This window comes from Ochrobactrum vermis (genome assembly GCF_002975205.1).
Taxonomy (GTDB): domain Bacteria; phylum Pseudomonadota; class Alphaproteobacteria; order Rhizobiales; family Rhizobiaceae; genus Brucella; species Brucella vermis.
Genome location: NZ_PCOC01000001.1, coordinates 2,065,232 through 2,087,130 on the forward strand (window position 1 = coordinate 2,065,232; position 21,899 = coordinate 2,087,130).

The window sequence follows — 21,899 nt, forward strand, 5'->3', positions numbered from 1 at the left end:
TATATAGCCTGCACAATCCTTGAGCGAAAAAGATGCAAAATTAATCAAAAGCTGCTAATAGTTAGGCAATCTGAAAATGTGATTTCATCAGGCACACCATGAAAACCACCGAAAAGTCCTTTCTGACCCGTGTGAGAGACGTGATGGACGAACTGCCGCCAGCCGAAAAAAGGCTTGGTGAATTCGTATGTGATTTTCCGGGAGAACTGGCGAGCTATTCAGCGTCGGAACTGGCGGTGCTCGCCCATGTTTCCAACGCGACTGTGACGCGCTTCGTGCGGCGTCTCGGCTACGACACTTATGAAGAATCCCGACGTCACGCCCGCGAGGAAAAGCAGACCGGATCGCGTCTGTTTCTGTCGAGTGCCACCGATGCGGAGAGCGGGCAGTCCCTATCCTCGCACGTCGGTCAGGGCATCGCCAATCTGGAAAAGACCTTTCTTTCCATACGCGAAACGCAGATCGATGCCGTTGTGGACACGATGCTTGGCGCACGCAAGACATGGGTGTTCGGTTTTCGCAGCAGCCAACCCTTTGCCGCCTATTTGCAATGGCAGATGATTCAGGTCGTGGACAATATCATTGCGGTGCCTGGACCAGGCCAGACGCTGGGCGAATATATTGCAAGCATCCGCCCCGACGATATGGTCATCGTCTTCGCGCTTCGCCGCCGTATCGCAAAAATGGACGACATTCTTGCCGCCATTGAAAAGCGCGGCGCGAAACTTCTCTACATCACCGATGAAGGCGCCCCGCTCCGGGCCTCCGCGCAATGGCATTTTCATTGCCAGACACTGGCGCCCGGCCCATTGTTCAATCACGTCGCGGTCATGGCGCTCTGCCATTTGCTGACCACGCGGGCAATTGAAAAAGCAGGCGCTTCCGGACGAAAGCGCCTGCGCGATATTGAAGCCTTCGGCGATCTGCTCGAAGAGCTGTAGGCCTGTTATTTTACGGGTGGCGCGTACATCAGCCCGCCCTTGTTCCACAGCGCATTGATGCCGCGGTCGATCTTGAGCAGGCTGCCCTTGCCGATGGTGCGTTCGAACATTTCACCATAGTTGCCGATGTTGGAGACGACATTGTAGGCCCATTTCGGCTCAAGGCCGAGCTGCTGGCCGCTATCGCCTTCTGCTCCAAGGAAGCGGCGAATATCCGGCTTCTTGGAATTCAGATCCGCCTCAGCTGTTGCCTGCGTGATGCCCAACTCCTCTGCTTCGACCAGAGCGAATAGGGTCCAGCGAACGATGTTGAACCATTTGTCGTCGCCCTGGCGGACGGCGGGTCCAAGCGGCTCCTTGGAAATAACCTCGGGCAGAACGGTGAAAGCCTCGGGTTCGGCAAGCTTGAGGCGCTGCGCATACAGCGCGGACGCATCGGTCGTATATACGTCGCAGCGACCGGTTTCGAATGCCTTCAGAATACCATCGGCGGAATCGATGACCACCGGCTCGTATTTGATGTTGTTGGCGCTGAAATAATCGGCAACGTTCTGTTCGGTGGTCGTCCCCTGTTCGGTACAGACCGACGCGCCATCGAGCTTCAGGGCACTATCGACGCCCAGATCCTTGCGGATCATGAAGCCCTGACCGTCATAATAGGCCGTGCCGACAAAATGGACGCCCATGCCTGCGTCGCGTGAAAGCGTCCAGGTGGTCTGGCGCGAAAGCAGGTCGACTGCACCGGACTGCAATGCGGTAAAGCGCTCCTTGGTCGAAAGCGGAATAAAGCTCACCTTGTCAGGATCGCCGAAGACTGCCGCCGATACGGCACGGCAGAAATCAATGTCGAAGCCGGTCCATTTGCCCTGATCGTCCGGCGACGAAAAGCCCGCAACGCCCTGACTGACGCCGCAATTGATCTTGCCGCGTTCCTTCACTGTCGAAAGCGTATCCGCCTGCGCACCGGTCTGTGCCGACAGGGCAAAACCTGCCGCCAGCAACGAACCCAAAAGAATATTTTTCATTGTTCCTCCTCCCAGAATTTCGAAAAAGCCGATCCATTGCCCGGCAGCACGCCGCCGGGCTTGTTGTTATTCCCACTCACTCAGAGCTAGAGAGTTTCCTGATCCCTTGGAAATACTCTATTTATTTGTTTACGCATGTCTTTATCCCAAAACCGGTTCCCACTTTTGGGAGACATGCTCTACTTCAGCGCAGCCGCGAAGCTATCCTCCAGAACGCTCAGCAGATGATCGGCATTGGCGCGTGTGAAGATCATCGGCGGGCGCATTTTCAGTACATTGTCGAACGGACCTTCGGTTCCCATCAAAATGCCGCGTTCGCGCGCGCCATCATTGATCTTCTTGGCCAGCGCCGTCGCCGGTTCCTTTGTCTTGCGATCCGTGACCAGTTCGATACCGAGGAACAGCCCCTGCCCGCGCACATCGCCGATGATATCGAAGCGCTTCTGCATCGAGCAGAACCCGTCAATGAGATAGTTGCCGATATCGAGCGCGTTGCGGCGCAGATCGTTGCCTTCGATCACATCCAGCACCGCCAGACCTGCAGCGCAGGAAACCGGATTGCCGCCGAATGTGTTGAAATATTCCATGCCGTTGTTGAAGCTGCTGGCTATCTCGCGGGTCGTCACCACTGCCGACATTGGATGGCCGTTGCCGATGGGTTTACCCATGGTGACGATATCCGGAACTACGTCCTGCATTTCGAACGCCCACCAGTGGCTGCCGACACGGCCGAAACCGACCTGCACTTCGTCCGCAATGCAGACACCGCCCGCCGCCCGCACCATCCGGTAGACTTCCTGCAGATAGCCTTCCGGCAGGAAGACCTGACCGGCAACGCTCGGGATCGACTCGGCAATGAAATAAGCGGGGCCGCGTCCCTGGCTTTTGATGGCCTCGATCTGCTCGGCGATGCTTTCGGCAAAGCGCTTGCCATGTTCCTGCAACGGCCAGTCTTCCGGCGCGCGGTAACTATCGGGGATGACGGCTTCAAACACATGATCAGGACGTCCCTTGCCGCCCTTGCGCTTGTATTTATACGGGCTGAGATCGATCAGCTCCTGCGTCGTGCCGTGATAGGCCCAGTCGAGCACCAGCGCATCGCGCTGGCCCGAATGCGCCCGCGCCATACGAAGTGCCAGGCTGTTCGCCTCGCTGCCCGAGCAGGCAAACGAGGCCACCGTCAAACCTTCAGGCAAGGTCGCTGTCAGACGCTCGGCATAGGAAACGATGTTGTCATGCAGGTAGCGCGTATTGGTGTTGAGGATCGCAGCCTGTCTGGCAATGGCCTCCACCACTTGCGGATGAGCGTGACCGAGATGGCAGACATTGTTGAAGCAATCGAGATAGGCGCGACCGCGATTGTCGATCAGCCAGGCACCTTCGCCGCGCACGAACTTGATCGGCTCCGAATAGGAAATCGAGAGGTTCGGCAGCAAAATGTCCTTGCGGGCGCTGACGATTTCAGCGCGCGTGCGTCCCGCCTGGTGGAAGGCTTCCGCCGGAATATCGGCAAGGACTGCAGCATCCGGGAAGATATCGGCCCAGACATCGAGATAGGCTTGTTCGCCGACGCCCAGAATTTCCGCTGCCGTCAGGCCGGTATCGGTCGAGATCTGGAAATGGAGATGCGGCGTCCAGCCGCCATTCTCGTGCATGTCGCCCATATGGCCGACGCGTTCGCCAGCGGCAAGCTTTTGTCCCGGCTTCAGGCGAGACACCGCCTCATGCGCCATATGACCCCACAGCGTGGTGAAAGGGGGGCAGCCTTCCGGCTGATGCTCCAGCGCGATCAGCCCGCCATAGCCGAGCGGCGCGGTCTCGATCTCGACACTTTTCACAGTTGCTGCAAGCGGCGTGTAAACGGGCGTGCCTGCCGGCATGAACAGATCGAGGCCCAAGTGGTGGACACGCCGCTCGCCTTCGACAAAGCGGGAACGGAACGCCTCGTCGGTATAGACGGTACGCTTTTCTCCCCACGGGCCGATGCCCAGTTCCACATGGTTGCGGGCGCAGAAATCGTCCCACCAGGCTGTCGCTTCCTTCGGGCGTTGTCCGGCAGAATCGACCGTCATCACATGGGCCGGGTCGCCATAGGGCACCAGCGCCTTGGTCATGGTCGCCGGATGCGGGCAGACGATGGGAGCAAAATTCTTGGCGTTGGCCTCGATCCAGCCGCGCACGGCGCCAGCACCGTCGACAGCATCGAAACCACATGCCTTGCGCAGGATGGCAGTGGCAAAGCGCGGGTTCATGGCATCGAGCTTGTGCAGAAGCCGCCATGCAGGCGCTTCGCTGATCGCAAGATAAGGATTGTCGCCCGTCTTTTCGTGGCGTGAAGCCGACAGCGTCACGCTGGTGACGAGACGCATCGCAATCAGATCGAATACGAGATCGATTTCCTGCGGCAGAAGCGGATATTTCGCGTGGAACCCGGCAGCAAGGGCCGCAGCCGCGCCAATCGGATCGTCCATATCCAGAATGGAATAGGCAGCGGCAATCGCCACTTCGGCGATCAGCACGGTGTGAACCGCATCGCCAAAATCGATCAGCCCGGCAATACGTTCATTGTTCTGGGGATCGATCAGCACATTCCAGTCATTGGCATCGCTGTGGATCACCTGCGCGCGCAGAAGCGGGAGCTTCGGAGCCACGTCGCGCTCGAAACGGGCAAGGAAGCGCTCGACGACAGCGCGGTCTTCCGGCTTGTCGATAAAGTGCAAACGGTCGCGGGCCCGGCCGGCATGGCGTATGTCCCAGTCGAAATCGCGCAAGGCACCCGGATGAATGAAGCCCTGCAAGGCGCGATCCAACTGGCCCAGCGCGCCGCCCAGATTGTGCATCAGCGCTTTGGTGCGCTTGACTTCGGCCAGCGGCGTGCCCGGCAGCCAGCTTGCCACCCGCAGCGCATGGGGCTTGCCATGCTCCTTTTCGGCAGAGGCCAGAACCTCGCCCGACAGGCTTGCCTTCAGACGCGGCACCGCAAGCGCCGGATCGGCCATGGCCAGATGCTGCAGAAGTGCGGTCTGGAACTCGCTTTCGACCCGCGGCTCGCTGGCATTCACCACCTTCAGAATCCAGTCCCCCGACCCGTTACCCGTCTTCAGCCGAAAATTGCGGTCGCGCTCGCTGTCGAGCGGCGAAGCATTCGCCGTCACGCCGAAATGAAGCTGGGCCAGCACTTCGGCCTCTTGCGGAGAAAAATCAGGGGCGGGATGCGAAATATCGGTCATGGGAGGCGCTTCACGGGTTGAATATGAATGGAAGGTCACAGGATGAGCTTGGCATGTCCGCGATTTTCAGGCATCAGACAAGACGTCGGTCAGACCGGCACTTTGCCGGAATGAACCGGCACATTTACGACCGGAGCGCGTTTCAATCTGATTGGGTCAGATCCGCGCTCTGGCTATTTTTTGACATGCATCACGTTCCGAAAACCGTTTCACACTTTTCGGGATGCGCTCCAGTGGATTGAATTTGACGTTTGATACCCGTCCGATGCAAATGTCGGAATCAGACCACTAGCACGAAAGAACCGACCATGCGGGAACTGGATGCGAAGGATCGCGAGATACTGGCCATTCTCTCCAAGGAAGCGCGCATACCGCTGAAAACGCTGGCGGGCCGCATTGGCCTCTCGCGCAGCGCAACCGGCGAGCGCGTTGCCAATCTTGAGAAGAATGGCGTCATACGCGGCTACAGGGCCGACATAGGCCAGATCGACAAGAATGTCATTCGCGCAATGGTTCTCGTCAGCCTCAAGCGTACGCCGGCGCTCGGTCTTCTCGATGAACTGGCGCGGCACGCCGAAGTGCGCCGGGTCTCCTCGGTGAGCGGCCAGCTCGATCTGATCGTCGAGGTTGAAGTTCCCACCATCGATCGGCTCAACAGCATGCGCGATCTCATCGCCACCCATGAAACTGTAGAGGATCTCACTACTGCCATCGTGCTTCGCCGTGATATCGAGCGTGAAACCGTTTGAAATAAGGCTGCACAACTTTAGTCTGGATCATTGCAATTTAAGGTAGACATTCTACCCCAAGTCGAACATAACGCCCCTGGGTTGAAATGGAGGGGACATGAACACGCTTAATCTATTCATTATCGGGTTCGGCTTTACCGCACTCGTCATCACATGCATTTTCGCCATTGGCGGCGGCACGATCTGATCGGCCACGAACCAAAATCTCATTATAATATCATGCCCGCAGCAGGGGTTCCCCAAGGAAGATTGCTGAAGACTCGCGCACAGCGCGGATCATGAAATCGCTCAGCACCCGGATTCGCGGTGCAGCCACCACATCAATGTGACAGCTCATCCAGTATTCACGCACCAGATGCATCTCGCGCGGCAGAACCGGAACCAGTTCCGGATGCCGGCTGGCGATGAAATAAGGCAGCACACATAGGCCATAGCCTATCTGCGTCGCGATAAGCTGCGCATGGATGCTGGAGCTTTGATAGGTGCAGCGCTGCCCCGGCAGGATTTCGCGCATATAATCAAGGCCAGGCGTGAACACCATGTCATCGATATATCCGATGAAGGGATGCCGGGCCATGTCCTCGCGCGTCCTGATCGGCGGATGCCGCTCCAGATAATCGCGATGTCCATAGATGAAGAGACGATAAGGTGTCAGCTTCTCGCTGTGATAGGGACCGGTGCGCGGCATATGCAGCGTGATCGACAGTTCCGCCTCACGGCGTGACAGCGACATGATCTGCTGGATTGTCACCACTTCCACGAACAGGCTCGGATAGGATTGCGCCAGCACCGGCAGGCGGTCGGCAAGAAAGAAATTGCCGAAACCTTCGAGCGTGGAAAGACGCACGACACCCGACAGCGCCGCCATATTGCCGGTGGCCTCGGTCTGGAACTTCATCGCCTCGCGCTCCATGACCTCGGCAGACGTCACCAGCCGTTCGCCGATCGGCGTCAGCAGATAGCCACGCGGATTGCGCTCGAAAAGCTTGGTCGAGAGGGTCTGTTCCAGCCGGTCGATCCGGCGCAGAACCGTGACGTGACTGGTGCGCAATTGCCGCGCCGCCGTGGAGAGCTGGCCGGTGCGCGCGACCGCCAGAAAATATTGCAGATCGTCCCATGTGAACTGCCGCATGCACTCCTCCCAAACAGTTGCGGCAGCCGCAGTCACCGCCCCTGTACGTTTTTGAACAGACAATGTTCAAAAATTGTTGTTCGTGTACGCATTTGTCAATGCTACCGTTCTAATTCAAAGCCCGAGCGGAGGAACAAATCGGGCGGAAGCAGCGGGTAAACAGCCAAGAGGAAAGCTGTTGCCCGATCTCGAAAGACTGCTTCACTACAGCATCGGCCTGAAAATCGGAGTCGAAATTCTGAAAGCACGATGCGTAGATTCGATAGTTTAGAGCATCCTTGTGTAGCGTCCGTAAGGACGTAGGGCGCTCTAAAGGATACCGTGCGGTTTTCCCGTTACGGTCTATAGTGTTATTGGGAGGAGCACTTCATGAAATGTCTCGCACTTGCAACGGCAGCGCTGTTCGCCGCCACGGCTATCTCGTCGGCGGCGGAAATTTCCGACGGCAAGGTCAAGATCGGTATTCTGAACGATCAATCCGGCGTCTATGCCGATTTCGGCGGCAAATGGTCGTTCGAGGCTGCCAAGATGGCTGCTGAAGATTTCGGCGGCAAAGTGCTCGATGCGCCGATTGAGATCATCACGGCGGATCACCAGAACAAGCCGGACGTCGCCTCGAATATTGCGCGCCAGTGGTACGACACCGAACAGGTCGATTCCATCATGGAACTGACGACCTCGTCGGTCGGCCTCGCTGTTCAGGCCCTGTCGAAGGACAAGAAAAAGATCACGATCAACACCGGTGCCGCCACTTCGGAACTGACCGGCAAGCAGTGCACGCCATATGGCTTCCATTGGGCTTATGATACCCATGCGCTAGCAGTCGGCACCGGCGGCTCGCTCGTTAAGCAGGGCGGCGACACCTGGTACTTCCTCACTGCCGACTATGCTTTCGGCTATTCGCTGGAAGAGCAGACGACCAAATTCGTCGAATCCAAGGGCGGCAAGGTTCTGGGTGCCGTGCGCCACCCACTGGCAACCACCGATTATTCGTCCTTCCTGCTTCAGGCACAGTCCTCCGGCGCCAAGGTCGTGGGCCTCGCCAATGCGGGTCTCGATACGTCCAATGCCATCAAGCAGGCGGCCGAATTCGGCATCGTTGCCGGTGGCCAGCGTCTGGCGGCACTGCTCTTCACCTTATCGGAAGTGCACGGTCTCGGCCTTGAAGCCGCGCAGGGCCTGACACTGACGGAAGGCTTTTACTGGGATCGTGATGATGAATCGCGTGCATTCGGCAAGCGCTTCTTCGAGAGGACCGGCCGCATGCCAAACATGATCCAGGCAGGCACCTACTCCGCCGTCACGCAATATTTGAAGGCGATCAAGGAAGCCGGAACGGATGAGACCGAAGCGGTCGCCAAGAAGCTGCATGAAATGCCGGTCGAAGACGTCTTTGCCCGCCACGGCAAGGTCGGCGCCAATGGACGCATGATCTACGACATGTATCTGATGGAAGTGAAGAAGCCGGATGAAAGCAAGGCGCCTTGGGATTACTATAAGGTGCTGGACACCATTCCCGGCGATCAGGCTTACATGAAGCCGGAAGAAAGCGGCTGCCCGCTGGTAACGCAGTAAAGAGGCTGGTTGAATGAACGCAGCAACTGGCAATATGGCGGCCCTGCATGATGCAGGGCCGGACGGGAGAGGCTCATCCGGCAGGACCGTTCTATCGGCGCGCGGACTGGGCAAGTCTTTTGGCGGCTTTCACGCAGTCAAGAATGTCGATCTCGACGTGGAGCATGCTCGCGTTCATGCGCTGATCGGCCCGAACGGCGCAGGCAAAACCACGGTTTTCAATCTCCTCACCAAGTTCTTGCAGCCATCGAGCGGTGAGATAACCCTTCTTGGCGAAACCATCACCAAAACCGATCCGGCCAAGGTGGCCCGCATGGGACTGGTGCGCTCATTCCAGATTTCGGCCACTTTCCCGCATCTGACAGTGCTGGAAAACGTCAAGGTCGCCTTGCAGCGCCCCAATGGGCTTGCGACGCAGTTCTGGCGCTCGCTATCGGCACTCGACCGGCTCGATGCACAGGCCGTCGAGCTGTTGGAGCGGGTCGGCCTTGCCGATGCCCGCTATGCACAGGCCGCCGATCTCTCCTATGGCCGCAAACGCGCGCTCGAGATCGCCACCACGCTGGCGCTTGATCCGAAAGTCCTGCTGCTTGATGAGCCGATGGCAGGTATGGGCCATGAAGACGTCCACACCATTGCCGCCCTCATCGCCGATGTGGCGAAGGACCGCGCGGTGCTGATGGTGGAACACAATCTCAAGGTGGTGGCCGATATCGCCCACCACGTCACGGTGTTGCAACGCGGCGAGATTCTCGCCTCCGGCAGCTATGCCGACGTCTCCAAAGACGAGCGCGTGCGCACCGCCTATATGGGAACCGAACATGAATAAAGGCCAACCGCTCCTGTCCGTGCGCGGGCTGAATGCCTGGTATGGCGAAAGCCACGCCCTGCATGGCGTCGACCTCGACATCTGGCCGGGCGAAACCATCACGCTTCTGGGCCGCAACGGCGTCGGCAAGACCACGACACTGCGTGCCATCATGGGCATCATCCGCAAGCGCACCGGCACCATCACGCTCGACGGCAAGGATATCATGCGCGTGCCCCTGCATCGCATCGCCCATGCGGGTCTCGGTTTCGTGCCGGAAGAGCGCGGCATCTTCGCCACCTTGAGCGTGCATGAAAACCTGCTTTTGCCGCCCGTCGTTGCCAAGGGAGGTATTGGGGGCGTCCAGAGCCTCATGTCTCTGGATGAGATCTACGAACTTTTCCCCAATCTGCATGAACGCCGCAACAGCCCCGGCACCAAGCTTTCAGGCGGCGAACAGCAAATGCTGGCCATTGCGCGCATCCTGCGCACCGGGGTCAAGGTGCTGCTGCTTGACGAGCCGACCGAAGGTCTGGCGCCCGTCATCGTGCAGCGCATCGGCGATGTGCTGGTGGAGCTGAAGAAGCGCGGCATGACCGTGCTTCTGGTCGAGCAGAACTTCCGCTTCGCGGCCAAGGTCGCCGACCGCTTCTACCTCATGGATCATGGCGTTGTGACGGAAAATTTCCCGACCGCCGAACTGCCCGCCCGCATGGCGGCGCTCAACGAAGCGCTGGGGGTATGACACGATGACAATGATTTTCGGAATACCTTTGCAGGCACTTCTCGGGCAGCTGCTGGTCGGCCTCATCAACGGCTCGTTCTACGCTATGCTGAGCCTTGGCCTTGCGATCATCTTCGGACTCTTGCGCATCATCAATTTCGCCCATGGCGCGCAATATATGCTTGGCGCTTTCGTCGGCTATCTGCTGTTGAGCTGGCTCGGCATCGGCTACTGGCCAGCGCTGATCCTCGCTCCGCTTATCGTCGGCCTTGGCGGTGCCATCATCGAGCGCGTGGCCCTGTCGCGGCTTTACAATCTCGATCCGCTTTACGGCTTGCTCTTCACCTTCGGCCTTGCGCTGGTGATCGAAGGCACGTTCCGTTATTATTATGGTGCTGCCGGCCAGCCTTATGCTGTGCCGCCGTCGCTTGCAGGCGGGCATAATCTCGGCTTCATGTTCCTGCCGAACTATCGCGCCTGGGTCGTCGTCGCCTCGCTTTTCGTCTGCCTCGGCACCTGGCTTCTGGTGGAAAAGACCAAGCTCGGCGCCTATCTGCGTGCCGCGACTGAAAACCCCACACTGGTCAAAGCCTTCGGCATCAATGTGCCGTTGCTCCTCACCTTCACCTATGCGCTGGGTGCTGCCCTTGCCGGTGTTGCAGGCATCATGGCCGCACCGATCTATCAGGTCAGCCCGCTGATGGGCTCTAACATCATCATCGTGGTCTTTGCCGTGGTGGTCGTCGGCGGCATGGGCTCGATCCTTGGCGCTATCATCACCGGCTATGTGTTGGGGCTGGCGGAAGGTCTGACCAAGGTCTTCTATCCGGAAGCCTCCAGTATCGTCATCTTCGTCATCATGGCTATCGTCCTTCTGGTTCGACCCGCCGGACTGTTCGGAAAGGAGGCCTGATATGGCTGACACCGCTCTCAAGGCTACTTCCCGGGCAACCGCAGCTCCGCGCGACAGCAAGGCACCTGCCATCAACAGCCTCTCGGTCATCGTCCTCGGCATCGCCCTCGTCGGGCTGCTGGCGGCACCCTTCATGGTGTACCCCATCTTCCTGATGAAGATGCTGTGCTTTGCGCTGTTTGCATCCGCCTTCAATCTTCTGCTTGGCTATACGGGCATTCTCTCCTTCGGCCATGCGGCCTTCTTTGGCGGCGCTGCCTATATCACGGCCCATACGGTGAAAGTCTGTGGCGTGACACCGGAATTGGGGCTTGTCCTCGGCGTTCTCGCCGCAGCAGCGCTTGGCCTCGTCATCGGTTATCTCGCCATCCGCCGTCAGGGCATCTATTCGACGATGATCACACTGGCACTGGCGCAGATGTTCTTCTTCTTCTGCCTGCAGGCTTCCTTCACCCATGGCGAAGACGGATTGCAGGGCGTGCCGCGCGGTTATCTCTTCGGCATCATCGACCTCAACCAGCCGATGAACATGTATTATTTCGTGCTGGCCGTGTTTGTCCTCGGTGTCTTCGTCATCTGGCGCATCATCAACTCGCCCTTCGGCATGATCCTGAAATCGGTACGCGAAAACGAAAACCGCGCGGTCTCGCTCGGCTATTCCGTCAACCGCTACAAGCTCGCAGCCTTCGTCATGTCGGCAGGACTTGCAGGTCTTGCAGGTGGCCTGAAGGCGCTCGTCTTCCAGTTTGCAACGCTCACCGATGTCGGCTGGCAGATGTCGGGCGAAGTGATCCTGATGACGCTTCTCGGCGGCATCGGCACGCTGATCGGCCCCATTGTCGGCGCTGCCTTCGTCGTCGCGCTGCAGAACTATCTCGCAACATCCGACTTCCCTGTCACAATCGTGACGGGCGTCATCTTCATGGCATGCGTCCTCCTCTTCCGTAAGGGAATCGTAGGCGAGTTCTATGCATCGCGGATTGGAAAGAAACTCTTCGGCTAACCAACATTTCGGGAGCCGCACGCTCGTTCGATAGCGGCTCCATCTTTTACTGGATATGAGATCATGACCGACACCTACGATTACATCGTGGTTGGCGCGGGCACGGCAGGTTGCGCCCTCGCGAACCGGCTTTCCGTAGACCAGAACCGCTCCGTGCTGCTGCTGGAGGCAGGCGGAAAAGACAATTACGCCTGGATCCACATCCCGGTCGGCTATCTCTATTGCATCGGCAACCCGCGCACCGACTGGTGCTTCACCACAGAGGCCGAACCGGGGCTGAACGGTCGCTCGCTTGGCTATCCGCGCGGCAAGGTGCTTGGCGGCTGCTCCTCCATCAACGGCATGATCTATATGCGCGGCCAGGCCCGCGACTACGACCTGTGGCGTCAGGCCGGATGCGAAGGCTGGGGCTGGGACGATGTGCTGCCCCTCTTCAGGAAGTCGGAAGATTATTTTGCAGGCGCCAGCGATCTGCATGGCGCAGGCGGCGAATGGCGTGTCGAAAGCGCCCGCCTGCATTGGGATATTCTGGATGCCTTCCGCGATGCGGCAGTCTCTGCGGGCATCCCCGCCACCGATGATTTCAATGGCGGCGACAATGAAGGCGTGTCCTATTTCAAGGTCAACCAGAAGCGCGGCATTCGCTGGAATACCGCCAAGGCCTTTTTGCGTCCGGCGCTGGGTCGCAACAATCTGACCGTCGAAACCGGCGCGCATGTGCGCCGCATCGAGATCGAGGAACTGCGCGCCACCGGCGTCACCTTCGACCAGAACGGCACCACCCGCACGGTGAAAGCAAAACGCGAGGTTATTCTGGCCGCCGGTGCGGTCGGATCGCCGCAGATTCTGGAGCTTTCAGGCGTTGGGCGCGGCGACGTGCTGCAGCAGGCGGGTATTCCGGTCACGCTGGAACGCAAGCAGCTCGGTGAAAACCTGCAGGATCATCTCCAGCTCCGCTGCGCATACAAGGTTACAGGCATTCCGACCCTCAACGAAAAAGCCAACAAGCTTGTCGGCAAGGCGATGATCGGACTGGAATATCTGCTGCGCCAATCCGGTCCCATGTCGATGGCGCCGAGTCAGCTTGGCGTTTTCACCCGCTCCGACCCGTCCTACGAAACCGCCAATCTGCAGTATCACGTGCAGCCGCTCAGCCTTGAAAAGTTTGGCGAAAACGTCCACCCCTTCCCCGCCTTCACGGCCAGCGTGTGCAATCTGCGCCCCGACAGCCGCGGCTCGATCCACGTCAAATCACCGGATCACCGCGCCCAACCCGCAATCCGGCCAAACTATCTGGCGGCGGAAAGCGACCGCCGCGTTGCCGCCGACGCAATCCGCATCACGCGCCATATCGTGGCGCAGGCACCCTTGCAGCAATATCGCCCCGAGGAGTTCAAGCCGGGTCCAAGCTATGAAACGCAGGAACAGCTGGAAAAGGCCGCTGGCGATATCGGCACGACGATTTTCCATCCGGTCGGCACCTGCCGCATGGGACGGGACGCGGAAGCTATCGTCGATCCCCGCCTGCGCTTTAACGGCATTGCGGGCCTGCGCGTCGCCGACGCCTCGGTCATGCCGACCATCACTTCCGGCAACACCAATTCGCCGACTCTCATGATCGCCGAGAAGGCCGCACAGATGATTATTGCGGATAACAGATAGGCATTTCCAGCAAAAGTGCGAAGCGGTTTTGCGCCCGGATAATGCTCAAAGCAAACAACTAGAGCGGTTCCAACGATTCAGTTTTAACGGACCGCTCCAGGACCGGCTTTCCAATGAGACGGTCAGCGGAAATGGCAATCCGCTCACCGTCTCGTGAACGCAATTTCGGCATCATCGCTTCGACAGATTCTGAAATAATTTTCCTTGTTTATTGCCCGACAAAAGGGAATTATCGGCAACAAGGTGGGCAGGGGGAGAAAGATCATCTCAAAAGATCGTTTTCCGGGACCGGCTCTCCAAAGTCTCTGAACAAGGAAAACAAAATGTCGTCAGTCCTTTCCCGCTACACGCTGACCCGTCGCGCCGGTCTGAAAGCCCTTCTCTTCACCGCAGCCGCACTGACTGTCGGCTTCGCGTCGGCACCGAGCCACGCAGAAGACAAGACCATCAAGGTGGGCATCATGGGCGGCGAAGACGAAGACGTCTGGAAAGTCGTTGCCGAAGAAGGCAAGAAGCATGGCCTCAACATCGAGCGCGTGACCTTCAATGATTACAACCAGCCGAATGAAGCGCTGGAACGCAAGGAAATCGACGCCAATGCCTTCCAGCACAAGCCTTACCTCGACGAACAGATTAAGCAGCACGGCTACAAGATCAGCGTTGCCGGCTACACCGCCGTCTGGCCAATCGGCATCTATTCGCGCAAGGTCAAGAACCTTGACGAACTGAAGGAAGGCGCGGTTGTTGGCGTACCCAACGATCCGACCAATGAAGGCCGCGCATTGCGCGTTCTCGAAGCAAGCGGCCTCATCAAGCTGAAGCCGGATGCGGGCATTCTCGCAACGCCAATCGATATCGTTGAAAACCCGAAGAAGCTCGAAATCAAGGAACTCGACGCCGGTGTCGTCGGTCGGTCCATCGATGATCTCGATGCAGCCATCGTCAACAATGACTGGGCTGCGAAAGCTGGTCTGAAGAAGGAAGAGGCAATCGGCTGGGAATCCAAGGAAAACAACCCATACAACAACTTCATCGCGGTCCGTACCGAAGATGAGAATGCAGAGTGGGTGAAGAACCTTGTTGCTTCCTTCCAGAACGACGCAGTGAAGGCCGAACTGGACCGCGTTTACAAAGGCACAGGCATTCCAGCCTGGAACTAATCGCTTTTGAAGCTTGAAAGTCCGCGCCGGAACCGTTTCCGGCGCGGCTTTTATTGACGTACCGACAAAAATTGCCCTAAAGCATCGCCACAGCAAAAGCTGATGGCTTGAGCCAGGCATCATCCTTCCTTGAAGCCTTATCCGATTGCAGTTTGCCGCTGTTTACCGCGGCGCATCTAACTATAGAAGAAACGACCGTGACCATTGAAAAGCCACCCGCCGCATCAGCGCCCATCGTCGAGATGAAAGACGTGCGCCGAATGTTCGGCGATACGGCAGCCATCAACGGCGTTTCGCTTTCCGTCGCACGCGGCGAAATCCTCGGCATCATCGGTCGCAGCGGCGCGGGCAAGTCCACGCTGATCCGTTGCGTCAACGGCCTTGAAAAGCCGGATGCCGGCTCGATCCTGATCGAAGGTCGTGAAATCACCGGCCTTGGCGAAGATGCGCTGCGCCCCGTGCGCCGTCGCATCGGCATGGTGTTCCAGCATTTCAATCTGCTTTCGGCCAAGACCGTTGCCCAAAACATCGCTCTGCCGCTGAAAATTGCGGGCAAGCCGAAGGCTGAACGTGTCAAGCGTGTGGCAGAACTGCTGGAGCTGGTCGGCCTTTCCGACAAGGCAAAGCAATATCCCGCCCAGCTCTCCGGCGGCCAGAAACAGCGCGTCGGCATCGCTCGCGCTCTTGCTGCCGAACCTGCCGTGCTGCTTTCCGACGAAGCGACATCTGCGCTCGACCCGGAAACCACGCAGTCCATTCTGGCGCTGCTGAAAGATATCAACACCAAGCTCGGCCTCACCATCCTGCTCATCACCCATGAGATGGAAGTGATCCGCCGCATTGCCGACCGCGTCATCGTGCTCGACCATGGCGCAATCGCAGAGGAAGGCCCGGTCTGGAAAGTCTTCGCCAACCCGCAATCGCCTGTCACGCAGAGCATGTTGCAGGTGCTTACGCCGGAACTGCCTGCCATCTGGCGCGACCGGCTGGAAAAATCCGGCGATCTCGCCATACTGAAGGTGAAACTGTCGGGCGCGGCGGCAAAAGGCGCGTTCTTCGGTGATGTCGCCGCTGCCACCGGAATCGCACCGCAGCTGATCCATGGCGGCATGGACACGATTCAGGGCGAGCCGGTCGGCACGCTCTTCATCGGCCTGCCCGCACAGGACAAGGCGAAACTCGACGCCACAATCACCTATCTCAACACCCATGCAGACGCCACGGAGGTACTCGGCTATGTCTCAGGCGATGCTTGATCTTCTCTGGCGCTCCTTCTGGGAGACCATCATCATGACCGGCTTTTCGAGCCTGATTTCGCTCGTCGTCGGTCTGCCGCTCGCGCTCATCATGATCCTGACCGAACGCGGCGGACTTGCCCAGAACCTGACCGTCAATATGTTTCTCGGCGCCATCATCAACGGCTTCCGCTCGGTTCCGTTCATCATTTTGCTGGTGGCGCTGATCCCGGTCACGCGTCTTATCGTCGGCACATCCATCGGCACATGGGCCTCCATCGTGCCGCTGTCCATTGCCGCTATCCCCTATTATGCGCGCATAGCGGAAGTATCGTTGCGTGAAGTGGATCATGGCCTGATCGAAGCCGCGCGCTCCATGGGCGCGAACCGCTGGACCATCGTGCGCGAAGTACTCGTCCCCGAAGCCCTGCCGGGCATTGTCGCGGGCTTCACGGTCACAATCATCACTCTGGTCGGCGCATCGGCAATGGCAGGCGCCATTGGCGCGGGCGGTCTGGGCGATCTTGCGATCCGCTATGGCTATCAGCGCTTTGAGACGCAGATCATGATCGCGGTCGTGATCATCCTCATCATCATGGTTTGCGGTATCCAGTGGATCGGCGACCGGCTGGTGAGCCGCCTCGACAAGCGCAACCTGCGCGCCTGAAACCTTATCGCTTCCTCTCACGGAAACCCGCTTCCAGCGTGTTTCCGTCGGGATCGAAGACCAGTGCCGCGTAGTAGCCCATCTCCTCCGGCCCCTGATAGCCGGGACCGCCGCTGTCCTTGCCGCCCGCTTTCAGTGCGGTTTGATGAAAAGCCTCAACCGCCTCGCGGCTTCCGGCCGTAAACATCAGATGCAAGCGGTCGCCGGGCTTGTCCTCGCCATCACCTGCCCCATCCGGACCGCCATGGATCCACAAAAACGGAACAGGCGCCCGCTCTCCCCCGCTGACGAAGAAGCCGGTGCCTGAGCGGGCAATGACCTCCAGGCCAAGTTCGGGCATGCAGCTTTCATAAAAGGAAAGGCTGCGATTGACGTTACGGGCTTTGAATCCGATGTGATCGAAGAGCGACATGAGATTCAATATATCGCGCCTAGCTATAAAGAAAAGCGGCGCTTCCATTTTTGGGAAACGCCGCAATCACTCTTCAATGCTTGGTAATACGAGAGCCTGAATCAAAAAGCGGCATGTGTGTGGGAAATGGTGATTTTCGAGTACCGGAGCGCAGTGTACTTTGGGTACATGAGCACCGGAACGGAGATAAATTGCCATTTGCAGCTGCACAGGACGACTTTTGGAACAGGCTCTGAAAGTTATCCGCGCGTCCGTGCCAGACCATCCTTTGCCGGCTGGTATTTCGGGTCAAGCTGTACAGCCCGCGAATAGGAATTTGCAGCCTTGGCCTTGTCACCATTGTGTTCGTAAACGAGCGCCTGGTTGGCCCAGCTTTCCGCGATGCCCTGGTCGAGCGTGATGGCCGTGTTGAAATCGTCGAAGGCATTGTCGTAGTCGCCAAGTGCGACATAGGAAATGCCGCGACCGTTATAAGGTTCCGGCGCCGTGGAATTGAGCGAGATTGCCTTGGAGAAATCCTCGATAGCCTGCTTGTGCTGGCCTTTCGCCTGATAGATCAGGCCGCGATTGTGATAAGCGCGACCGTCCGTCGTCTGCAGGGAAATGGCCTGATTGAAGTCGCTGAGTGCCTGATCGAGACGTCCGGCCTGACGATAGACATTGCCGCGCCCGATATAGGCAGCATCATATTGTCCATTGAGCTGGATGGCCTTGCTGTAATCCTGCACGGCCTTGGTGCTGTCGCCCATATAGCGATAGACCAGCGCGCGGTTGGCATAGGCCTGATAGAAATTCGGGTTGAGCGCAATCGCCTGATCGAAATCGCGCAGCGCTTCCTTGTAACGCCCGGATTTTCCATAGGCGGAGCCGCGCACATTGTAGCCTTCCGGATCACGCGGATTGCTCTGGATCACGCTCGTCAGCGAACTGATGTTCTCGCTCGATCCCTGCGCACGGTCGACCGTACTCAGTGCCGTCGTCGTGGAGCTTTGGCAGCCCGCTACGGTCAAAGCCAGAAGTGCGGCGGCAATGATGAGGCCATTTCGACCTGTTCCACCCAATGCCTCAATTCCCGAAACTTTCGTTCCAGACGATTGCATCACCTTTAAGCGCGTGGGCAACGACTGCATTCCTTTCAGCTCGCATATGGGGCGCAAGGCCCTTCTGCTTCTACTCCATCCCCGTAGCCAGCCCAATTTCGAGGGCCCGCCCCAGCCGGACTGTTCTGTCTGTTACGACACCATACTGGCCTCAACCACCAGATAAAAACAGCAAAAAGGCGGCATTGTCTTCAGCTTGGTTTACTTTTGGATAGCCCGCCTGACAGTTGGGTGTCCTAATTATTTGTTTTTACACATATTGGCACACGAGAAGTCCAGAAACTTTTCGTAACGCCGCATTAAAAATAGAAACCTGAACAAATGAAAATGAATCTGGCTGACATAAAACCGCTTCGCATGGTGCCGGAAACGGTCTCAAATATCTGAGGTCAAAACGTGCAAAATCCGGCGCAAGCGGAAGCCAGCACCGGAAAGCAAAAAAGGCGCTGTTCAACAGCGCCTGTTTTTAAAGTCGATCAGCGAGCGCCTGGACGGCCGCCGATGAGGCCTTCACGCTGTGCGCGCTTACGGGCCAGCTTGCGTGCGCGACGAACGGCTTCTGCCTTTTCGCGGGCGCGCTTTTCGGACGGCTTTTCATAGTGGCCGCGCATCTTCATTTCGCGGAAGATACCTTCGCGCTGCATCTTTTTCTTGAGAGCGCGGAGAGCCTGATCAACATTATTATCGCGGACGAGTACCTGCACGTGTATTCCCGTATCGGTTAGAATTTCGGTTAAGCCTGAGGCCGTTAGGGGGTCTTTTAACGATTTCAGCCGGTCTGACCGGCCGATCAACGCCCAAAGGCTCCCAAGCTTCGCAACGGATACGCTGCAAATTGGTCGTGGCTATTACCAGAAAGAGCCTAGCCTGTCCACCTCAAGATGCAACTTTGCCCACCGGCTTGCGCGAAATACCGGCTTGCACACGATTTACTATAGTCGCAGTCACACGAATAGGCTAAGCGACCCGTGTTTCCCGCATAATTCAGCCTCAATGACTGCCCATAGCATTTTGCCAGCAAACCGATAGTACCTCCTCTCATTTTATCCGATTCTCCTGATGCCCCTCCGCAAACGACTCGTTATCCAGTTCACAGGCTATGAAGGCCTGCACCCCAAGGCCGTCCGCGTGCGTCACGCGCAGATGTTGAAGGATTTCGACCGCCTATGGAAAGCAAAAACCAAGCTTCCGCCCATGACGGAGGAGCCTGACGATTGTGGCACGACGACCGCCCTCACTGTGGGCAATGGCTGGCAAACGGAAACGGAGTTCTGCCAGTTCGGCGCGGCGGATATTTTCGATGATTATGCCGCGCGCTCGACGCCGAAGCGCATGCTGACCGGCTTTCACGCATTCTTGAACATTTTATTCACAGGAACGCTGTGGCGTTATCTGATCACAAGCTGGCGCTTTGTCCTGTTTTTCATGTGGCCGTTTCTGCTGTCGCTGGCGATTCTGGCTGTCGCGGCCCTGCTGGCCTTCGCACCGATGGCAGCAGGTCTTTCGGCCTTGCATCTTCTCTGGTCGGCTCCGCTTGCCGCCATCGTCGCAACCCTGCTCGTGCGCAAGCCCGGCGACCGGTTTTTCATGTCCTATCTGCTCGATGACTGGTCGGCGGCCTATGATCGTATTCACAGTCGCAATGAGAAGCTCAACCAGCGGCGCAAGGCTTTCGCCGAAGCCATGAAGCGGAAGATCGAAACCAGCAACGCCGATGAAGTCATCATCGTTGCGCATAGTCTCGGCACGGTTCCGGCTGTGGAAGCGCTTGCCGACCTCCAGCGCGAGCGTCCTGACCTACTGGCAAAGCAGCCGGTTTCGCTGCTCGCCATCGGCTCCTGCCTGATGATGATCGCCCTGCACCCCAAGACGAAATCATTGCGCGAGGATGTGCGGGTGGTGATCGAGGAGAGCCCGGTCCTGTGGTCGGAATTCCAGGTGCTGACCGACATCATTCACTTCTACGGTTCGGACCCGACCAAGGTTCTGAAGCTGAAGACAGCCAACCCTCCGCTCATCAACCGCATCCGCTTCAAGCACGTCCACAGCGACAACCGCTACAAGCGATCGAAGGGCAATTTCTTCCTGATGCACCTTCTCTACATGCGCGGGGCGGAGAAGAAGAATTTCTACGATTTCGGCATGTTCCTGCACGGACCGTTTTTCTTTCGCGACCTGATGACCACGCATAAAGAAAAAGCCGCCCCTCTCGATGAAGAAGGACGGCTTCCCGTTCAATATAGCGACGCAGCTTAGTCTCGGCTACTCAGCTTTCTGGCGGCTCCACGACGGCAATCGTCAGCCATGTCGCTGTCAGCGCCGGCTTCAGCGCGTTCTCGATTTCGAGCGTCACATCATAATGATTGACCACCCGGCCTGACGGGCGGATATCCGCATCGGCAAGCTTGAAGCGAGCCCGCACGCGTGCGCCGGTCTTGACCGGGGACTGGAAGCGCAGCTTGTCGAAGCCATAATTGATGCCCATCGTGGCACCTTCCAGCATCGGCAGCGCTTCATAAGCCAATGTCGAAAGCAGCGATAGGGTCAGAAAGCCGTGCGCGATGGTGCCGCCAAAAGGCGTTTCCTTGGCAGCGCGTTCCGGATCGACGTGAATGAACTGATGATCGTCGGTTGCATCCGCGAACTGGTTGATCATTTCCTGCGTGACTTCGCGCCACTCGGAACATCCGATTTCCGTGCCGATTGCCTCGCGCAACTGGTCGAGCGTGATTGCATCTTTCATTCGCGGCTATTCCTGCTGATGTGATTTGCCTTGTGTTTAAATCAAAAAGTTCAGGCAGCAACCAGAATTTCCCGGGCAATATCATCCCAGTGCGAGAAAACCTGATGCGCGCCCTTGCCCGACAATTTTTCGGCGTGCCCGGCATAGGTATGTCCGCCGCCTGTATAGCCAAACGCGGTCATGCCCGCTGCAATCGCGCCCTCGACACCGAAGGGCGAATCCTCGATCACCACGCAACGAGCCGGATCGACACCCATCTTGGTCGCAGCAAACAGGAACAGATCCGGCGCAGGCTTGCCGCGCTTGACCATGCTGGATGAATAGACCGCGTCGCCGAAATAACGGCTGATGCCGGTTTTTTCCAGGCTGAACGCGATACGCTCGGGCTGCGAAGACGAAGCCACGCAGCGCTTCTGCGGCAACTCACGCAGAAAATCTGCAATACCGATTGTCGGCTCCAGCGCTTCCGCAAACAGCGTTCTGGTGGCTGGCCAGAACTCGCCGTCAACGCCGTCCGGCAGACGATGCCCGGTCATGTCCTCGATCATCTTCATGATGTCGGCCTGCTTCATGCCGATGCCCTTGGCGACCGTGCCGTGCGGCAATTCCATACCGTGATTGGCATAGACCCGCTCGAACGCAAGACAGGAAAGCGGCTCGCTATCGACGAGAACGCCGTCGCAATCGAAAATCACAAGATCGAAAGGGGATACGCTGCTCATTTTGGCTCCAGTGGCCCTATAAAGGGATGCCTATTTTGTCGCGCAGATTGGGGGTGCGCGTCTGTCAGTGTTGATATAGAGACTGTTCATCTATTACG

Annotated in this window: 20 protein-coding genes; 12 read left to right on the forward strand and 8 right to left on the reverse strand. The window is 58.1% G+C overall.

Going from position 1 to position 21,899, the window contains the following annotated elements:
- Positions 1-98: 98 nt before the first annotated feature.
- Positions 99-941 (forward strand): MurR/RpiR family transcriptional regulator, encoded by an 843-nt coding sequence (locus CQZ93_RS10190; RefSeq protein WP_105542464.1) that lies wholly within the window; start codon positions 99-101, stop codon positions 939-941.
- Between the two features lie 5 nt (positions 942-946).
- Here CQZ93_RS10190 and CQZ93_RS10195 read toward each other — a convergent pair whose 3' ends face one another.
- Positions 947-1,966 carry an amino acid ABC transporter substrate-binding protein gene (locus CQZ93_RS10195; protein WP_105542465.1) on the reverse strand — a complete coding sequence of 340 codons (1,020 nt, stop codon included), beginning with the start codon at positions 1,964-1,966 and terminating at the stop codon, positions 947-949.
- A gap of 179 nt (positions 1,967-2,145) precedes the next feature.
- A complete protein-coding gene (locus CQZ93_RS10200) occupies positions 2,146-5,196 on the reverse strand; it encodes an aminotransferase class III-fold pyridoxal phosphate-dependent enzyme (RefSeq protein WP_105542466.1) in 3,051 nt (1,016 codons plus the stop codon).
- Between the two features lie 308 nt (positions 5,197-5,504).
- Between CQZ93_RS10200 and CQZ93_RS10210 the strand changes: the two genes are divergently transcribed.
- On the forward strand, positions 5,505-5,945 hold the full coding sequence (locus CQZ93_RS10210; protein ID WP_105542467.1) for an Lrp/AsnC family transcriptional regulator: 441 nt from the start codon (positions 5,505-5,507) through the stop codon (positions 5,943-5,945).
- Between the two features lie 217 nt (positions 5,946-6,162).
- On the opposite strand, the gene CQZ93_RS10215 is transcribed toward CQZ93_RS10210, so the two are convergent.
- Positions 6,163-7,077 carry a LysR family transcriptional regulator gene (locus CQZ93_RS10215; protein ID WP_105542468.1) on the reverse strand — a complete coding sequence of 305 codons (915 nt, stop codon included), beginning with the start codon at positions 7,075-7,077 and terminating at the stop codon, positions 6,163-6,165.
- A gap of 369 nt (positions 7,078-7,446) precedes the next feature.
- Here CQZ93_RS10215 and CQZ93_RS10220 point away from each other — a divergent pair, with 369 nt between their 5' ends.
- From CQZ93_RS10220 to CQZ93_RS10260, 9 genes are all read left to right on the forward strand, one after another.
- On the forward strand, positions 7,447-8,652 hold the full coding sequence (locus tag CQZ93_RS10220; RefSeq protein ID WP_105542469.1) for an ABC transporter substrate-binding protein: 1,206 nt from the start codon (positions 7,447-7,449) through the stop codon (positions 8,650-8,652).
- Between the two features lie 13 nt (positions 8,653-8,665).
- Entirely contained in the window at positions 8,666-9,481 is an 816-nt protein-coding gene (locus tag CQZ93_RS10225) for an ABC transporter ATP-binding protein (RefSeq protein ID WP_105542470.1), read from the forward strand.
- On the forward strand, positions 9,474-10,205 hold the full coding sequence (locus CQZ93_RS10230) for an ABC transporter ATP-binding protein (RefSeq protein WP_105542471.1): 732 nt from the start codon (positions 9,474-9,476) through the stop codon (positions 10,203-10,205). Before CQZ93_RS10225 ends, CQZ93_RS10230 begins: the two co-directional genes overlap by 8 nt.
- 4 nt (positions 10,206-10,209) lie before the next feature.
- Positions 10,210-11,097: a branched-chain amino acid ABC transporter permease gene (locus CQZ93_RS10235; protein WP_105542472.1), complete on the forward strand. Its 888-nt coding sequence runs from the start codon at positions 10,210-10,212 to the stop codon at positions 11,095-11,097.
- A 1-nt stretch (position 11,098) separates the two neighbouring features.
- Positions 11,099-12,100, forward strand: a complete 1,002-nt coding sequence (locus CQZ93_RS10240; RefSeq protein ID WP_105542473.1) for a branched-chain amino acid ABC transporter permease — start codon at positions 11,099-11,101, stop codon at positions 12,098-12,100.
- Positions 12,101-12,163: 63 nt separating this feature from the next.
- On the forward strand, positions 12,164-13,762 hold the full coding sequence (locus tag CQZ93_RS10245) for a GMC family oxidoreductase (RefSeq protein ID WP_105542474.1): 1,599 nt from the start codon (positions 12,164-12,166) through the stop codon (positions 13,760-13,762).
- A 323-nt stretch (positions 13,763-14,085) separates the two neighbouring features.
- The gene (locus CQZ93_RS10250) at positions 14,086-14,922 is read left to right on the forward strand and encodes a MetQ/NlpA family ABC transporter substrate-binding protein (RefSeq protein ID WP_105543262.1); all 837 of its coding nucleotides are present in this window, start codon (positions 14,086-14,088) and stop codon (positions 14,920-14,922) included.
- 197 nt (positions 14,923-15,119) lie between these two features.
- The gene (locus tag CQZ93_RS10255) at positions 15,120-16,178 is read left to right on the forward strand and encodes a methionine ABC transporter ATP-binding protein (RefSeq protein ID WP_105543263.1); all 1,059 of its coding nucleotides are present in this window, start codon (positions 15,120-15,122) and stop codon (positions 16,176-16,178) included.
- Positions 16,159-16,824, forward strand: coding sequence for a methionine ABC transporter permease (locus tag CQZ93_RS10260; protein WP_105542475.1), 666 nt, complete (start codon positions 16,159-16,161; stop codon positions 16,822-16,824). Before CQZ93_RS10255 ends, CQZ93_RS10260 begins: the two co-directional genes overlap by 20 nt.
- A 4-nt stretch (positions 16,825-16,828) precedes the next feature.
- Here the strand turns inward: CQZ93_RS10260 and CQZ93_RS10265 are convergent, their stop codons facing one another.
- From CQZ93_RS10265 to rpsU, 3 genes are all read right to left on the reverse strand, one after another.
- Positions 16,829-17,236, reverse strand: a complete 408-nt coding sequence (locus CQZ93_RS10265) for a VOC family protein (RefSeq protein WP_105543264.1) — start codon at positions 17,234-17,236, stop codon at positions 16,829-16,831.
- Positions 17,237-17,475: 239 nt separating this feature from the next.
- On the reverse strand, positions 17,476-18,366 hold the full coding sequence (locus tag CQZ93_RS10270) for a tetratricopeptide repeat protein (RefSeq protein WP_105542476.1): 891 nt from the start codon (positions 18,364-18,366) through the stop codon (positions 17,476-17,478).
- Positions 18,367-18,812: 446 nt separating this feature from the next.
- The gene (gene rpsU / locus CQZ93_RS10275; protein ID WP_010659458.1) at positions 18,813-19,040 is read right to left on the reverse strand and encodes a 30S ribosomal protein S21; all 228 of its coding nucleotides are present in this window, start codon (positions 19,038-19,040) and stop codon (positions 18,813-18,815) included.
- A gap of 355 nt (positions 19,041-19,395) precedes the next feature.
- Here rpsU and CQZ93_RS10280 point away from each other — a divergent pair, with 355 nt between their 5' ends.
- Entirely contained in the window at positions 19,396-20,592 is a 1,197-nt protein-coding gene (locus tag CQZ93_RS10280; RefSeq protein WP_105542477.1) for an alpha/beta hydrolase, read from the forward strand.
- A 10-nt stretch (positions 20,593-20,602) separates the two neighbouring features.
- Here the strand turns inward: CQZ93_RS10280 and CQZ93_RS10285 are convergent, their stop codons facing one another.
- Positions 20,603-21,079, reverse strand: coding sequence for a MaoC family dehydratase (locus tag CQZ93_RS10285; RefSeq protein ID WP_105542478.1), 477 nt, complete (start codon positions 21,077-21,079; stop codon positions 20,603-20,605).
- Positions 21,080-21,129: 50 nt separating this feature from the next.
- Positions 21,130-21,801 (reverse strand): HAD family hydrolase, encoded by a 672-nt coding sequence (locus CQZ93_RS10290; RefSeq protein WP_105542479.1) that lies wholly within the window; start codon positions 21,799-21,801, stop codon positions 21,130-21,132.
- Positions 21,802-21,899: the final 98 nt, after the last annotated feature.